Here is a 15058-nt window from a genome sequence, read left to right on the forward strand (position 1 = left end):
GCAGCCGTCTTTCGGGACGGCTGAGGATTGAAACGCCCGCCTCACGCATCTTCTCGCGGCGAGCTTCACGTTGCAGCCGTCTTTCGGGACGGATGATAGCTGACTGCTGAAGGCTAATCGCCAACCGCTGACCACTGCCAGCTTCCTTACCCCGACCAGAAGCGGTACACCGTTCGCGAGCGGAAGTGTTCGCCGGGGCGCAGGACTGTGGAGGGAAAGGCAGGCTGGTTGGGCGAGTCGGGGAAGTGCTGGGTTTCCAGGCAAACGGCCCAGCGGTGGCCGTAGCGCTGGCCCCCCTTGCCAACCAGCGAACCGTCTAAAAAGTTGCCGCTGTAGACCTGAAGGCCGGGCTGGTCGGTGAAGACGGCGAGCCACCGACCGCTGCCGGGGTCAGACAGGAGGGCGGCTGGAGCGCTGCCGTCACGCAGAATGAAGTTGTGGTCGTAGCCGCCTGCAAAGCGCAGTTGCTCGTCAGGGGTGTCTATCCGTGCGCCGATGGGGTGGGCCTCGCGGAAATCGAAGGGGGTGCCCGCGACGGCACGGCGCTCGCCCGTGGGGAGGAGGGTCTCGCCCACCGGGGTGAACTCGTCGGCGGCCAGGGTCAGCTCGTGGGCGAGGATGTCGCGGCGAGCGTCGCCCGACAGGTTCCAGTAACTGTGGTGGGTGAGGTTCAGGACCGTGGGCGCGTCCGTCTCGGCCTCATAGTCGAGCTGAAGGGCACCTGCGGGCCGCAGGGTATAGGTCACCCGGACGCGGAGGGTGCCGGGGTAGCCTTCCTCGCCGTCCGGACTGACGCGGGTGAAGGTGACGCGGGGGCCTTCTGCACTGACCGACCCTTCGCCCCACCACAGCTGCTGGTCAAAGCCGCGCTCGCCGCCGTGCAGGGTGCCCTGGCCGTCATTGCGGGCAAGCTGATAGGTGCGCCCATCCAGGGAAAAGCGGCCCCCGGCGATGCGGTTGGCGTAGCGCCCGACGGTGGCCCCGAAAAAGGCAGCGGTGGCCCGGTCAAAGTACGGCTCTGGGGCGTCGTAGCCCAGCACGATGTCACTGAGCCGCCCGTCGCGGTCGGGAGTGAGAAGGCCCACGAGCACGGCACCGTAGTTGCTCAGGCGAGCTTCCAGGCCACCTGGCACGCGGAGGGTAAAGAGGGTGACCGGCTCACCCTGGGGGGTGCGGCCCCACTCGCGCTCCTGCACGGTTGCGGCGGGGTGTCCTGGCTGCATGGGGTCAGGGTGACATATCTACCGCTGGGTGTGGCGCTGGGTGTGGGCGGCGTAGCGCTCCAGCAGGTCCCAGGCCGCGCCGCTCGCCATGACCTCGCGGGCTTCCCGCACGCCCTCGCGGATGCTGGGGACGCGCCCGGCGGTGCGCAGGGCAGCTCCCGCATTGAGGGCCACCACGTCGCGCTGAGCAGGGGTGCCGCCGCCCCGCAGCAGGGTGCGGGTGATGTCGGCGTTCTCGGCGGGGGTGCCGCCCACGATGGCTTCCTTGGGGTGGAGGTCCACGCCCGCTTCCTCCGGATGCAGCAGGCGGTCAATGACCTCGCCCCCGCGCAGCCCGGTCACCGTGTTGGGGCCGCAGACGGTGAACTCGTCGAGGCCGCTGCCGTGCACGACGGTGGCTCCCTGCGCCCCCAGGAGCCGCAGCACCTCGGCCAGGGTGCGGGTCAGCTCTGGCTTGAAAACGCCCACGACAAGGTGGGTGGCCCCGGCGGGGTTGGAGAGCGGTCCCAGGATGTTGAAGACGGTGCGGGCGGCGAGTTCGGCACGGACGGGCGCGGCGTGCCGCAGGGCCGGGTGATAGTTGCGGGCGAACATAAAGCCGATGCCGAGGCGACTGATACCGTCTGCGACGACTTCGGGCGGGGCGTCGAGGTTGACCCCCAGCGCTTCGAGGACATCTGCGCTTCCGGCCCGGCTGCTCGCGGCGCGGTTGCCGTGCTTGGCGACGGTCACCCCGGCGGCAGCCACCACAAAGGCGGTCGTCGTGGAGATGTTAAAGGTGTGCGCCCCGTCGCCGCCCGTGCCCACCACGTCGAGCAGCACGTCTCGCGGTTCGACCTGCACCGGCACGGCCTGCTCGCGCATCGCCTGTGCGAAGCCCGCGATTTCTTCGGGGGTTTCGCCGCGCACCCGCAGGGCCGCGAGCGCCGCTGCGAGGCGCACCCCGCTGACGTTCCCCTCCATCACTTCGCGCATAAAGGCGGCAGCTTCGGCTTGCGAGAGGGCCTCACCGTTCATCAGCCGCAGGTGCAGGAGGCGGGGGTCCGGGGCCATCACGCGCCCGCCCCGGCCCGGTGCGCCCGCGCCAGCTCCAGGAAGTTGCCCAGCAGGGTGAGGCCCCCCTCGGTGGCCACCGATTCGGGGTGGAACTGCACCCCATAAACCGGATACTCGCGGTGGCGCAGGGCCATCAGCACCTCCTCGGTGGGGTCGGTGGTCCAGGCCAGGGGCACCAGGTCAGCGGGCAGGTCACGCACCACCAGCGAATGGTAGCGGGCAACAGGCACCCCGTCCGGCAGCCCGGCAAAGAGAGCCGTGCCCCCATGCCGCAGCGGGCTGGTTTTGCCGTGCACGGGCTGCCCCGCCCGCGTGACCCGCGCCCCAAATGCCGCCCCGATGCTCTGGTGTCCCAGGCACACGCCCAGGGTGGGCACCTGTGGCCCCAGCTCGCGGATGACGGCCACGCTCTGCCCCGCCTCGCGCGGGGTGCAGGGACCGGGCGAGACGACGATGGCATCGGGGGCAAGTTCGCGGACGTCCTCCAGGCTGAACGCATCATTGCGCCACACGGTGACCTCGCAGCCCAGCACGCCGAGGGCCTGAACGAGGTTGTAGGTGAAAGAGTCGTAGTTGTCGATGAGGAGGAGGCGTGTGGCGTGTGGCGTGTGGCGCGTCGAGGCAGTGGTCATGATGACGAGGTCTCCTGATACTGAATGAAACGCGAGAGGCGGCGAGTCAGGCGGTCGAGGACCGGGAAAACGTCGGCCAAAGCGTCTGGTGGAGAGAAATCCAAGCGGGAGGACAGCTCCAGCAAGGTGTGCAGCTCGTCAGCACTCGCCAGAGCTATTCGGGCGAAGCGGGCGGCTTCCGGCTTGCTCCCCCGCCCGACCCCCTCGGCGATGTTGGTAGGGATAGAGACGGCGGCCCGCCTCGCCTGTGAGGTCAGACCGTACACCTCTCGCCTGGGCCACGAGGCGGACACTCGGTACACGGCCTCCACGAGGGCCATGCCCTCTTGCCAGATTTCCAACCGCCTCACTGTCGTCGGTCCGCTTTCCGTCACGACCCCCTCCCCCGTCCACAAGCCACGCGCCACACGCTACAAGCCCCGTGAAGCCAGCTCCGCCGCCCGCATCAGCGCCGCCGCCTTTTGGCGCGTCTCGCGTTCTTCGCTCGCGGGGTCGCTGTCGGCGACCACTCCGGCTCCGGCCTGGATATGGAGCTTTCCGCCCGTGACGACCATCGTCCGCAGGGTGAGGGCCATGTCGAGGCTGCCGTCGTGGGCGATGTAGCCGAAGGCTCCGCCGTACGGCCCGCGGCGCACGGGTTCGAGTTCGTCGATGATTTCCATCGCCCGGATTTTGGGGGCGCCCGATACGGTGCCCATCGGCAACACGGCGGCGAGGGCGTGCAGGGGCGTTTGGCCAGGGCGCAGCTCGCCCGTCACCGTGGAGACGAGGTGCATGACGTGGCTGTATTTCTCGACCGCAAAGGCGTCTTGCACCCGCACGCTCCCGATGCGGCTCACCCGGCCCAGGTCGTTGCGGCCCAGGTCGAGGAGCATCAGATGTTCGGCCCGCTCCTTTTCGTCGGCGAGGAGGTCGGCGGCCAGGCGCTCGTCTTCCTCCGGGGTGGCCCCGCGCCGCCGGGTCCCGGCGATGGGCCGGGTGACCAAGCGCTGCCCGTCCGAGCGCAGAAGGCTCTCTGGGCTGGAGGCCACCAGCGTGACCTCCCCCAGGGCGAGGTACCCCAGGTAGGGGCTGGGGTTGACCCGCCGCAGAGCGCGGTAGAGGGCAAAGGGGTGCAACTCGCCCAGCTCCGCGCTGAAGCGCTGCGAGGGCACCACCTGGAAGATGTCCCCGGCGCGGACGTACTCCAGCGCCCGCTTGGCGGCGGCCATAAAACCCTCTGGGGTGAAGTTGCTGCGGAAGCGGGGCGCAGGGGCCGGGGTACGGCCCGGCACGTCGGGGAGGGGGCCGCGCAGCCGAGCGGCGAGTTCTGCGGCCACCGCGTCGGCAGCGGCCTGCGCCGGGGCGGTCGCCACCACGCTGAGGCGGTGGCGCAGGTGGTCAAAGACCACCAGGCCGCGGGGGGCGATAAAGAGGGCGTCGGGCAGCTTCAGCTCGTCGGGATTGGCGTCCGGCAGGCGCTCGTAGGCCCGCACCAGGTCGTAGGCCGCGTACCCCACCGCTCCGCTGGTGAAGGCGGGCAGCCCCTCCGGGACGGGCGCGGGCCGGGTCGCCGCCGCGTACAGCCGGGCGAGGGGGTCAGCCTCCGGGCCGTTAAAATCGCCGAAGACGCCCGTACTCGTTACCCTGCCGTCCCGGTACGTGAAGCGGCCCACCTCCCCCACCCCGATGAACGAGTAGCGGCCCAGCCGCTCGCCCGCCTCCACGCTCTCCAGCAGAAAGCTGACGGCCTCCCCCTGCGCTGCTTTGAGGTAGGCGGTAACGGGCGTGTCGAGGTCGGCATTGAGGTCCTGCACGGCAACGGCGAGGGGCTGGGTCATGGGAGGTCTCCTGGGAACAACAGAAGAGCGCGCCCGGTGGGGGGTCCACCTGGGCGCGTCGGGACTTCAGAACAAAACGGCGCGTCAACCCCAGGCGAAGCTGGGCCACCACCACGCACCGAGGAAGGTCATGGGGAGAAGATAGCGCCCGGCTCGGCGGCCCGCTCGCCCTGGCGTTTAGACAACTTCTGGCCTCTGTCCCCGTTCCGTGCTTCGGCGGAGCCAGGCCGCAGGTTGCCTACCCCCGGTTGGCCGCCACCCACAGCAGCAAGCCGATGAGGAGGAGGTCAAAGGCCCACGCCGCCGGGCGCTGGAGGTCGGGCCGCCCCCGCGCCCGCAGAATCTGAATCACCAACCGGGCCACGAGCAGCCCCACGACCAGATACGGACTCGGCAGCGGCCCGCCGAGCAACGGCACGAGCAGCAGCACCGCCACCCCCGCGAGCAGCAGCAGGCTCAGGGCGGCGAGGGGGTCCGGGCCGGGTCGGGGGGCGCTCATGCCTGCGGCTCCAGGACCAGCACGCTCAGGGGCGGCAGGTTCAGCCGCAGGTGGTGGGTCTGGCCGTGCCAGCCTTCCTCGTGCGCCGTGAGGTCGGGCTGCTGGGTGCCAAAGCCGCCGAACTCGCCGTCATCCGTCGAGAGGAGCACCCGGTAGTTGCCGCCCTGGGGCACGCCCACCGCATACCCTTCGCGGTAGACGGGGGTGAGGTTGGCCACGATAAGGCTCCAGCTCCCCCCCACCGGGTCGCGGCGGAGAAAGGCGTACACGCTGGTGTCCGTATCGTCGGCGCTCACCCACAGCATCCCCCCTTCGAGGGTGTCCCCGACGTGCAGGTCGGGCCGCTCGCGGTAGAGGGCATTGAGCCGCCGCACCAGCTCCAAGATGCCGCGGTGGTCGGGGTGCTCGGCGAGGTGCCAGGGCAGCGACCCGTCATGGTTCCACTCGGTCGGCTGGGCAAACTCCTGGCCCATGAAGAGCAGCTTCTTGCCGGGGGTGGTCCACATCAGGGCGAGAAAAGCCCGGTACCCCGCCCGCTGCGCGTACCAGTCGCCGGGCATCTTCATGACGAGCGACTTTTTGAGGTGCACCACCTCGTCGTGGCTGACCGCCAGCACAAACTTTTCGGAGGTGCGGTACATGTTGAAAAAGGTCAGCTTGTGATGGTGATGCTTGCGCCACAGCGGGTCTTGCTCGAAGTAAAAGAGGCTGTCGTTCATCCAGCCCATCGCCCACTTGTAATCGAAGCCCAGGCCAAAGGGAACGGGGGCCGTGACACCGGGAAAGGAGGTGCTCTCCTCGGCAATCATGACGGCTCCAGGGGCCATATGGTGTACGACCTCGTTCAGCCGCTTGAGAAAGGCGATGGCTTCCAGATTCTCGCGCCCACCGTGAATGTTCGGCACCCACTCGGAGCGCGAGAAGTCGAGGTACAGCATGGAAGCGACCGCATCCACCCGCAGGCCGTCCACGTGAAAGTCTTGCAGCCACTTGAGGGCCGAGCCAATCAGGAACATCACGACTTCATGGCGGCCATAGTCGAAGATGTGGGTATTCCAGTCGAAGTGATAGCCCTTGCGGGGGTCGGCGTACTCGTACAGCGGGGCACCGTCAAAGTGCGCGAGGCCGGATTCATCGGTGGGAAAATGCCCCGGCACCCAGTCGAGGATGACCCCGATGCCCCGCTCGTGGAGGTGGTTGACGAGGTAGGCGAAGTCGTCGGGCGTCCCCAAGCGGCTGGTGGGGGCGTAGTAGCCCGTGACCTGGTAGCCCCACGAGCCGTCAAAGGGATGCTCCATGACGCCCAGCAGCTCGACGTGGGTATAGCCCAGCCAGGTCACGTAGTCGGCCAGCCGCTGCGCCAGCTCGCGGTAGTTCAGGAAGCTGCCATCGTCCCGCCGCGCCCAGGAAGGCGCGTGGACCTCGTAGATGCTGACCGGACGGTCATAGCCCACGCCCCGCGCCGCCATCCACGCGCCATCGGTCCACTCGAAGGCGGGCTGCCACACCACGCTGGCGGTGTTCGGGCGCAGCTCCATCTGCCCGCCGTAGGGGTCCGACTTATCCACCGTGCGCCCATCCGCGCCCGTCACCCGGAACTTGTAGCGCTGCCCCACCGAAGCCCCCGGCACGAACGCCCCCCAGAACCCGAAGTCGAGGCGCGTCATAGGATGGGCGTCGCCGTTCCAGCCGTTGAAATCGCCCACCACGCTGACATGCTGGGCCTGCGGTGCCCACACCGCAAAGCGCACTCCTTCCACCCCTCCCTGGCGCAGCGGGTGCGCCCCCAACAGGTGGTCAGGGCGCACCAGGTCGGCAGTCACCAGCTTTTGCAGGTGCGCGTGGTCGAGGGGCAGGGGCAGGGGGGGGACACTCATGGGGGCGAGTGTAGCGGGGGGAGTGGCCAGCGGCCAGCGGCCAGCCCCCAGCCCTCTCCAGCCCCGAAGGCAAAAGGGGACTTCTTGAGGCATAGAAAGCTCCGGCGCACCGAGCCGGACCCTTCTTTCCCTTCGGCACGTTGGCAGGCGGGGGGCGTGGTTCGGTGGCCGCTTGAGCTTCAGGTTGAGCTGGCCGCTGGCGGCGGGTCGCTGGTCTCCCCCCCCAACACGTAGCGCCGGAACCGCTCCAGAATCGCCAGCCCCACCGCCCCGCTCTTTTCGGGGTGGAACTGAGTCGCGTGCAGGTTGCCTACACTAAAAGCCGACCAAAAGGGCACCCCGTACTCGGTTACGGCTCCGGCCTCGACCTCGACGTCCAGGGGCACGTAGTACGAGTGCACGAAGTAGGCGTAGGCCGGGCAGGCGAGGCCGCGCAGCAGAGGCGAATCGCCCACCTTGTCGAGGCTGTTCCAGCCCATCTGCGGGACCTTCTGGCCGGGCTGGGGGTCAAAGCGGCGCACGGTGCCGGGCACCAAGCCCAGGCCGGGCAAGCCGGGCGCTTCCTCGGACTCCGAGAGCAGCATTTGCATCCCCACGCAGATGCCCAGCAGGGGCACGCCGCCCCGCGCCGCGTCTGTGACCGGGCCGTGAAAGCCGTGGCGGTCAAAGGCTTCCATGACCTGCCGGAAGTGGCCCTGGCCGGGCACGACAAGGGCGGGGGCCTGGGGCACGTCGGCGGGGTTGTCCGAGACGCGAACCCGCATCCCGGCACGCTCCAGGGCCTTGGCCGCCGAGCGGACATTGCCCGCGCCGTAGTCGAGGAGGAGGACTTCAGGGGTGCTCACAGAACTCCTTTCGTCGAGACGAGGTCATCGGAGGTCACCCGCACCGCGTCGCGCAAGGCGCGGGCCAGCGCCTTCATGACCGCCTCGATGACGTGATGCGCTTCCCGGCCCGCGAGCAGCCGCACATGCAGGGTCACGCCGCCGTGATTGCAAAATCCTCGCAGAAACTCGCGCAGGTGGTAATGGGTCATCCCACCCGCCGTGCCCCACACGTCCAGCGTCTCCGGCTCGAAGGCGAGGTGCGCCCGGCCCGACAGGTCGACGACCACGTGCGCGAGCGTCTCGTCCATGGGCACGAAGGCCGAGCCGTAGCGCTCGATGCCCCGTCGGTCGCCCAGCGCCTGCGTCATGGCCTGCCCCAGCGTGATGCCGGTGTCCTCGATGAGGTGATGCGGTTCGATGTGCAGGTCGCCCGTGCCCCGCACGCTGAGGCCGAGGCGGCTGTGCCGGGCGAGCGCGTCGAGCATGTGGTCGAAGAAAGGGTGCCCGGTCGCGGGGGGGTCGTAGGCGGAAGCGTCGAGGTCGAGCCGAACGGTGAGGTCGGTTTCTCCGGTCGTGCGGGTGATGGTCGCGGTGCGGTGGGCGGGCATAGACCGCCATGCTACGGCGCGAAGTAGAGGCAAGAGAGGAGGCGGGATAGGGGGGTGGAGGGGGGTCAGTCCCTGGGCACTTCCACGTCAAAGAGCGCCCGCACGAACGCCTGCGGATCGAAGGGCTGGAGGTCGTGCGCCCCCTCCCCCACCCCGATGAACTTGATGGGCACGCCAAGTTCGCGGACGATGGGAATCAGGATGCCGCCCTTGGCCGTGCCGTCGAGCTTGGTGACGATGACCCCGGTGAGGGGCGTGGCCTCGTGGAACTTCTTGGCCTGCGCGAGGCCGTTTTGCCCGGTGACGGCGTCGAGGACCAGCCACACGTCGGCAGGTTCACCGGGGTCGGCTTTGTCGATGACCCGGCGGACCTTTTTTAGCTCCTCCATCAGGTTGTGCTTGGTGTGCAGCCGCCCGGCGGTGTCCACAAAGAGGAGGTCGGTGCCCCGTGCGGCGCGGGCAGCGGCAGCGTCGTAGGCGACGGCGGCGGGGTCCCCGCCCTCCGGCCCCCCCACGACCGGGATGCCCAGCCGCTCGCCCCACACGCCGAGCTGCGCGCCCGCCGCCGCCCGGAAAGTGTCCCCGGCAGCGAACATCACGCTTTTGCCGCGGCCCAGGTAGTACTCGCCCAGCTTGGCGATGGTGGTCGTCTTGCCGACCCCGTTGACGCCCACCACCATGACCACGTGCCCGCGCGGGTCGACGACGGTGCGGCGGGCGTCCGGCGTGAAGCCGAGCTGCCGAAACTGCGCCCGGCGACGGTCGGGTTCGAGTTGCAGGGTGAGCGCCTCCATCAGCGCGTCTTGCAGGTTGGATTTGCCGCTTTTGCGGATGTCGGCGAGGATTTCCTCGGTGGCCGCCCGGCCCACGTCCGCGGCAATAAGGGCGTATTCGAGGTCTTCTATGCTGTCCAGGCGGGTGAGGGTTTCTTGGAGGTCAGTGCCGAGGTCCCCGGCGGCGTCTTGAAACTGCTGCCGGGTTTTGCTCAGGCCCTGGCGCAGACGGTCGAGCCAACTCATGCGGGCATGGTAGCGCGGGGTGGGCAGCTTTTAGCTTTCAGCCGTCAGCAGCAGGCGCAAAGGCAAAGGCTTTTGCTTCCGGTGCTGAAAACTGACCGCTGACGGCTGACCGCTCAAATCACCTGTTTTCCCCCGCCTCCCGCAGCAGCCGCAGCTTCAGCTCGCTCAGGCGGGCGCGGCTCAAGACGCCCTTGAGAAGGACCCGCTCGCCGAGAGCGAGGACGGGCACGTCGTCGCCGTAGCGGGCACGCAGGGCGGGGTCAAGGTCCACGTCCACTGGGCGGTAAGCAAAGTCCAGGAGGCGCAACCGCTCCTCGGCCTGCTCGCACAGGTGGCAGCCCCGGCGGGTGTAGAGGGTGAGCACGGGCAGGCGGCTCATGGCTGCTCACCCCCCTGGGGCCGGGGCAGCAGCGTCAGTGCGAGGACCGGGGAGTACATGTCGCGGCTGGAGAGCAGATCGCCCGCCGCGCTGAAGGTTCGCAGGATTTGCCCGCCCTGCCGCACGGCATAGAGCTGGCCTTCGGGACCGGATTGCAGCAGCCAGGGGGCGGTGGCCGATTCCCCCACCAGCTCTTCGAGGGCAAAGGCCCCGCCCGGCGTGCCACTGGGGTCGATGCGCCGGACCTTGCGGGCCACCCCGTCCACGATGTAGACGGTGCCGTCGGCCCCCACCGCCAGGCCTTCGAGGTCGCGCAGGGCCTCGGAGGTCCGGTCGAGCCGGAAAGCGTAGCGGCCCCGGTATTCGCCCGCGAGCGAAAAGCGCCCCACCTCACGCCGCCCCACGTCCAGCACCAGCAGTTCGCCGCCCGGCGTCGTGGCCAGCGTGCGCGGAGCCTCAAAGGAACCCGGCCCGGTTCCGCGCCCGCCAAAGGCCCCCCGGAACTCTCCCGCCGGGCCATAGATGTTCACCCGCCGCGCCTCGCCATCGAGGACATAGAGCTGCCCCCCCGCCCAGGCGAGGCTGATGGGGTCGAGCAGCTCGCCCTCGCCCAGGCCGTAGCGTCCGAAAGTCCCCAGCTCGGTGCCGTCGGGGGCAAAGTGGCGAATCAAGCCGGTCGTGCCCGCCCGCCCGTAGTCGAGCACGGCGGCGTAGAGGTGCCCCGCGTCGCTGGCGGCCAGGGCGCGGGGCGCGACGGGCAGGGTGGGTGCGTTGGTTTCCTCTTTCTCCCGCCCGGTCGCGAGCGACGCGGGACCGGGGCCGTCACGCAGGCTAAGACGCAGCTTGCCAGAGAGGTCGAGCAGGCGCAGGGTTCCGCGGCGTTCCTCGACCCCCATCGCCAGTGCCCAGGGGTCCGTAAAGGTTTCGTCCTCCAAGACCCCGGCGTCGATGCGGGCAATCACCTCGTCGAGGGTGGGCCGCAGGGCGGGGTCTTTTTCAATCATGTGCAGGATGAGGTCGCTGAGCTTGCCGGGCACCTCCAGCCGCACCTGCTTGGGGGGTTTGGGGGCCTCAAAGACCTGCTGGTGCACGACGGCCTCGTAGCTGCCCTTGAAGGCGGTTTCGCCCGTGACGAGTTCGTAGGCAAGCAGTCCCAGCGAGTACACGTCGCTGCGGGCATCGACCCGCCCCCCCTTGGCCTGTTCCGGGGCCATGTAGATGGGGGTGCCCACCCGCGCCCCCGTCATGGTGAGGCGGGTAAGCACCTTGCCCACCGCGATGCCGAAATCCATCAGCTTGACGCCGCCCTCGCGCAGCCGCCCGTCCCGAAAAGCCCCCTTGAGGACCATCACGTTGGCGGGCTTGATGTCGCGGTGCACGACGTTTTGCATGTGGATATGCCGCAGGGCGTCGGCGAGCGCCCGCACGACCTGCACAGCCTGCGCAAAGGGCAAGCGCTCGCGGTCCATCAGGGTCTCTAGGCTCTCGCCATCGAGGAACTCCATGGCGATGTAGTGCTCCGGTTCCTCCATGCGGAAGTCATAGACCCGCACGATGCCGGGGTGATTGAAGCGCTTGAGGACCTCGGCTTCGCGGTAAAAGCGGCGCACGAACTTGGTGTCGGCGAGGTACTTGTCCTGCGGAACCTTAAGGGCCACCATGCGCCCGTCCGAGCGCCGCCGAGCGCGGTAGACGCTGCCCATGCCGCCGATGCCGACCCGTTCAAGCACCTCGTAATCCTGAAAGTGCAGGTCGGGGAGGGGGGTGGCCGCCTTGGGCGGGGCGGCCCGCTCGGTGCGCTGCACCCGCACCGGACGCCGCCGAAACAGCGCCGCACTGCCGCCCGACACCGCCAGCGGCACGCCCGTTAGCAGCACCGCCGCCGCCACCAGCGCCGCCTGCGCCCGTTCGGGGGTCCCGGCCCCCAGGCCGAGGGCCAGCAGCCCCCCCGCGAGCACCGCCGCAAGCACCGCCGCGAGCACCGCGAGCGCCCGCTCTGGCAGGCGCACGAACAGCCCCAACCCCGCCGCAAACAGCCCCGCGAGCAGCAGCAGGTTGGGCAAGCTGCCGCCGGGCAGCGCGTCGGGCGTCAAGGGCGGCTCCGGCTGGCGAGCAGCAGCAGAGCAGGAGGGCAGGCGGGGGGGGGCGGGCAGGGCGGCATCGCGGCTTCCGTTATAGCGGACCCTGGCCCGCACAGACGGCTCAACGTCGCTGCCGAAGCTGGGGGAGCCGGGGGATATGGGGGGTCTGAATCCTGTCAGAGTTGCTCCCCTACAGTGGGACCGTGACGCAGCAGACCGTGTGGGCCGAACTCGTGGAGCTGTATGAGTACCGGGTGGCCGACGTGCGGGCGGGGGGCCGCCCCAGGGGGGGGATGCGGGCCTTGGGCGAGTTGCGTGCCCGCTTGCAAGGGGCACCCCTTGACCCTGCCCTGGCCCGCCGCCTGCGGACCGCAGATCGCCTCTACCGGGCTTACCGCGCGGCGCAGCAGGCCCCCGCCGAGACACCCGCCGCCGCCCCGGAGCCGCAAGCCGTGGGGACCCCCGACCCCCTGCCCCCCGCCGACCCCGCCGAGGTCCGGGCCTGGGCTGAGCTGGGTGGCCTGCGCTGGGAGCGCGAGCTGCGGGCCGAGCTGGAAGCGCGGGGCCGCGAGTGGCTCGCCCAGCGGGGCCAGCCCGCGCTGCGGGTTCTGCACGCCGCCGCCGAGAGCGCCGAGCGGGAAGCGCGGGGCCAGAGCGGGGCGGTGGCCGTGCCCGCCGCCGGGGACCCGCTCGCCGCGCTGGACCGCCCGTCGGTGGCCCGCGACCTGCTGCACGCGGTCGCCGCGCAACTGCTGGACCCCTCTGGGGGATGGGGGCGGCTGCGTGCGGCGCTCCTCGCGCTGGAGGCCGAGCCGCTGCGCCGACACGCCGACGCGGACGTGCTCGCCGCGCACCTGCGGGCCGCCGAGCGCGAGCCGCTGGCCCCGGCAGCGCGGGCCGAACTCGTCCGGGCGCTGCGAGAAACGCGGCCCACCGGGCCAGCTGAAGACGAGCGCCCCCTCCTGCGCGAGGCCGCTGCCGAGGTGCGGCGGCAACTGGAGGCCCTGATGCAGCGGGCACCCGCGCCTCGCCTCGACCCCGGCAGCGCCCTGCCGCCGGGAGCCATCCTCTATGCCGTCACTCCCCGTGCGGCGCGGGCGGCCCCTCCCGACCCGGAGGAAGACACCCTGACCGTGCACCTCGCGGGCGGGCGGGCGGCCCGCTGGCGAGGCCTGCACCTCTCCTGGGAGCGGGTGGGAGCGAGCTGGCAACTGCGGGTGGAGGGTCCCGGCGGCCAGGAGGTCGCGCTGCTGCACCCCGCCCGCCCCGCCGCCGAGCGGGTGCAGACGCTGGCGCTGGGGCCGCTGCTGCCGGAAGACGCCGCCCTGCGCCTGAGCCTCAGCGGGGATTACCTGCGTCTGGAGTGGCTTCGCCCGCCGGGTCCGGGCCTGGCGGACCTCGCGGCGCAAGCCCGGCTGGTCGCGGCCCTGCTGCGCCCGGAGGAGGGCTACGCGGGCTTGCGGCTCGCCCGAGCGGTCGCGGGGCTGCTGCGGGGAGCAGTGGTCGATGTCTCCGCCCTGGGGCCGTCCGCCGCTGCCCGTTACGCCGCCGCCCCTCCCGCCGCCCTGCTCACGGTGGCCCGCAAGGGAGCCGCCGCCCTGCACGCCCGCGCCGCCCGCCTCGGCCCGCAGGAGTGGGACGCCCTGCTGGAAGAGGCGGGCACGGGCCTGGGGCTGGGCGACCGCGCTGTCAGGCGGCTGCGAGCGGCGCTGCTCGCGGCCCAGACGGGGGTACCGCGCAGCGCCCTTCCAATGGCCGGGGGCGAAGCCACCCTGCCGGAGGACGGGACGTTTACCCGGCTGAGGCTCCCCCGCGACCCTCACCTCGTGCTGCGGGCCGCCGGGACCGAGCTGGAGGTGCGCCCCGCCCTGGGAGGCCTCAGCGTGCAGCCCTCAAGGGGCCAGGAAGGGGTGTTGAGTGACCTCTTGGTGCTGAGCCTGCCGCAAGCCCAGGTGCTCCTCGTGCGGGCGCTGGAGGACATCGGCGGCGCGGTCCTCAGCGAAGCCGAGTAGCGCTGGAAAGCCCGTGCGGCTTTAGCCCTCCGCCGGGAGATACCAGTTGCGGTCCCAGCGGTGGGCGGAGAGCTTCTGCACCTGCTCTGCGGGGAGGCCTCGACCATCCGCGAGGGCGAGGTTGCGCTCCACGTTGCGCACGCTGCGCATGCCCACGATGACGGTGCTCACCGCCGGATGGCTCAGCACGAAGCGCAGGGCCGTTTCGGTCAGCTCGGCGGTGGAAATGCCCAGGTCCCGCTCGATGGCCCGCAGCCGGGGCTGCAACTCGGCCTTGCGGGTGCCGCCGAAGTAAGTGTGCCGCCAGTCGCCCTCCGGGAAGGTCGTCTCCGGCGTAATCGTCCCCGTCAGGCTTCCCTCGTCGAGGGCGACCCGCACGATGACCCCCACCCCGTGCATCCGGCAGGCGTCGAGCAATCGGTCCTGCGGCGACTGGTCAAAGACGTTGTAGATGACCTGCACGGTATCCACCGCGCCCGCCTCGACCGCCTTGACCGCGTTGTTCGGCTGGTGGTCGTTGACCGAGATGCCGAAGGCGCGAATCTTGCCGTCACGCCTCAGTTGCGAGACCGCCTCCTGCCAGTCGCCCTGACCGAGCCACGAGTCGTTCCAGACGTGAAGCTGCTGCACGTCGATGGCGGGGAGGCCCAGGCGCTCCAGGCTGGCTTCGGTCATCCGCACGACGTACTCGCCGGGAAAGGCTTCGTCGGCGGTCGTGCCGGGGGCGGCGGGCCACTCCATGTTCTTGGGGCTGACCTTGGTGGCGACGAGGGTGCCGGGGTACTCGCGGGCGACCTGCCCGACGAGGCGCTCGCTATGGCCGTTGCCGTAGCCCATCGCCGTGTCGATGAAGTTGCCGCCGAGTTCCACGTAGCGCCGCAGGGCCGCGAGGCTCTCGTCGTCCTGGGCACCCTTCCACATGTCGGCCCCGATGCCCCAGGCCCCGTAGCCAATCTCGGTGACGGAAAGGCCGGTGCGGCCCAGGGGGCGCTGGTGGGGTTGAGAAGCGGTCGTCATGGGCGCAC

14 protein-coding genes are annotated in these 15058 nt (G+C 70.4%); 1 reads left to right on the forward strand and 13 read right to left on the reverse strand.

Translation table 11 applies throughout. The annotated features are described in order from the left end of the window. Positions 1 to 146 precede the first annotated feature (146 nt). The 12 genes from H565_RS0110195 to H565_RS0110250 form a co-directional block, all read right to left on the reverse strand. On the reverse strand, positions 147 to 1223 hold the full coding sequence (locus H565_RS0110195) for an aldose epimerase family protein (RefSeq protein ID WP_027460936.1): 1077 nt from the start codon (positions 1221 to 1223) through the stop codon (positions 147 to 149). Between the two features lie 18 nt (positions 1224 to 1241). Continuing rightward, a complete protein-coding gene (gene trpD, locus H565_RS0110200) occupies positions 1242 to 2276 on the reverse strand; it encodes an anthranilate phosphoribosyltransferase (protein ID WP_027460937.1) in 1035 nt (344 codons plus the stop codon). Beyond that, positions 2276 to 2911, reverse strand: coding sequence for an anthranilate synthase component II (locus H565_RS0110205; protein ID WP_027460938.1), 636 nt, complete (start codon positions 2909 to 2911; stop codon positions 2276 to 2278). Before H565_RS0110205 ends, trpD begins: the two co-directional genes overlap by 1 nt. After that, on the reverse strand, positions 2908 to 3318 hold the full coding sequence (locus H565_RS15100; protein ID WP_342663800.1) for a four helix bundle protein: 411 nt from the start codon (positions 3316 to 3318) through the stop codon (positions 2908 to 2910). Before H565_RS15100 ends, H565_RS0110205 begins: the two co-directional genes overlap by 4 nt. 3 nt (positions 3319 to 3321) lie before the next feature. Next, positions 3322 to 4731, reverse strand: a complete 1410-nt coding sequence (gene trpE, locus H565_RS0110215) for an anthranilate synthase component I (protein ID WP_027460939.1) — start codon at positions 4729 to 4731, stop codon at positions 3322 to 3324. Positions 4732 to 4969: 238 nt separating this feature from the next. Then, positions 4970 to 5230 (reverse strand): hypothetical protein, encoded by a 261-nt coding sequence (locus H565_RS0110220; RefSeq protein ID WP_027460940.1) that lies wholly within the window; start codon positions 5228 to 5230, stop codon positions 4970 to 4972. Continuing rightward, positions 5227 to 7107 carry a 1,4-alpha-glucan branching enzyme gene (locus tag H565_RS0110225; protein ID WP_034409160.1) on the reverse strand — a complete coding sequence of 627 codons (1881 nt, stop codon included), beginning with the start codon at positions 7105 to 7107 and terminating at the stop codon, positions 5227 to 5229. The genes H565_RS0110220 and H565_RS0110225 overlap by 4 nt, the downstream gene beginning before the upstream one ends. Before the next feature lie 179 nt (positions 7108 to 7286). Beyond that, positions 7287 to 7952 carry an imidazole glycerol phosphate synthase subunit HisH gene (hisH, locus tag H565_RS0110230; protein WP_027460942.1) on the reverse strand — a complete coding sequence of 222 codons (666 nt, stop codon included), beginning with the start codon at positions 7950 to 7952 and terminating at the stop codon, positions 7287 to 7289. Next, positions 7949 to 8542 carry an imidazoleglycerol-phosphate dehydratase HisB gene (gene hisB / locus H565_RS0110235; RefSeq protein ID WP_027460943.1) on the reverse strand — a complete coding sequence of 198 codons (594 nt, stop codon included), beginning with the start codon at positions 8540 to 8542 and terminating at the stop codon, positions 7949 to 7951. Before hisB ends, hisH begins: the two co-directional genes overlap by 4 nt. 65 nt (positions 8543 to 8607) lie before the next feature. Further along, the gene (gene ftsY / locus H565_RS0110240) at positions 8608 to 9561 is read right to left on the reverse strand and encodes a signal recognition particle-docking protein FtsY (protein WP_027460944.1); all 954 of its coding nucleotides are present in this window, start codon (positions 9559 to 9561) and stop codon (positions 8608 to 8610) included. A gap of 118 nt (positions 9562 to 9679) precedes the next feature. Continuing rightward, positions 9680 to 9940, reverse strand: coding sequence for a glutaredoxin family protein (locus H565_RS0110245; RefSeq protein WP_027460945.1), 261 nt, complete (start codon positions 9938 to 9940; stop codon positions 9680 to 9682). Next, a complete protein-coding gene (locus H565_RS0110250) occupies positions 9937 to 12033 on the reverse strand; it encodes a protein kinase domain-containing protein (protein WP_245576205.1) in 2097 nt (698 codons plus the stop codon). Before H565_RS0110250 ends, H565_RS0110245 begins: the two co-directional genes overlap by 4 nt. Before the next feature lie 191 nt (positions 12034 to 12224). Here H565_RS0110250 and H565_RS15105 point away from each other — a divergent pair, with 191 nt between their 5' ends. Then, entirely contained in the window at positions 12225 to 14033 is a 1809-nt protein-coding gene (locus tag H565_RS15105; protein WP_051363545.1) for a hypothetical protein, read from the forward strand. A 21-nt stretch (positions 14034 to 14054) separates the two neighbouring features. Here H565_RS15105 and H565_RS0110260 read toward each other — a convergent pair whose 3' ends face one another. After that, complete coding sequence (locus H565_RS0110260; RefSeq protein ID WP_027460947.1) at positions 14055 to 15050, reverse strand: aldo/keto reductase; 996 nt, start codon at positions 15048 to 15050, stop codon at positions 14055 to 14057. Positions 15051 to 15058: the final 8 nt, after the last annotated feature.

The organism is Deinococcus murrayi DSM 11303, from assembly GCF_000482805.1.
Taxonomy (GTDB): domain Bacteria; phylum Deinococcota; class Deinococci; order Deinococcales; family Deinococcaceae; genus Deinococcus; species Deinococcus murrayi.

Bases quoted from the DNA above. Each gene is read 5' to 3' on its own strand.
- H565_RS0110195 (WP_027460936.1), bottom strand. From the start codon at position 1,223: ATGCAGCCAGGACACCCCGCCGCAACCGTGCAGGAGCGCGAGTGGGGC.
- trpD (WP_027460937.1), bottom strand. From the start codon at position 2,276: ATGGCCCCGGACCCCCGCCTCCTGCACCTGCGGCTGATGAACGGTGAG.
- H565_RS0110205 (WP_027460938.1), bottom strand. From the start codon at position 2,911: ATGACCACTGCCTCGACGCGCCACACGCCACACGCCACACGCCTCCTC.
- trpE (WP_027460939.1), bottom strand. From the start codon at position 4,731: ATGACCCAGCCCCTCGCCGTTGCCGTGCAGGACCTCAATGCCGACCTC.
- H565_RS0110220 (WP_027460940.1), bottom strand. From the start codon at position 5,230: ATGAGCGCCCCCCGACCCGGCCCGGACCCCCTCGCCGCCCTGAGCCTG.
- H565_RS0110225 (WP_034409160.1), bottom strand. From the start codon at position 7,107: ATGAGTGTCCCCCCCCTGCCCCTGCCCCTCGACCACGCGCACCTGCAA.
- hisB (WP_027460943.1), bottom strand. From the start codon at position 8,542: ATGCCCGCCCACCGCACCGCGACCATCACCCGCACGACCGGAGAAACC.
- ftsY (WP_027460944.1), bottom strand. From the start codon at position 9,561: ATGAGTTGGCTCGACCGTCTGCGCCAGGGCCTGAGCAAAACCCGGCAG.
- H565_RS0110245 (WP_027460945.1), bottom strand. From the start codon at position 9,940: ATGAGCCGCCTGCCCGTGCTCACCCTCTACACCCGCCGGGGCTGCCAC.
- H565_RS0110260 (WP_027460947.1), bottom strand. From the start codon at position 15,050: ATGACGACCGCTTCTCAACCCCACCAGCGCCCCCTGGGCCGCACCGGC.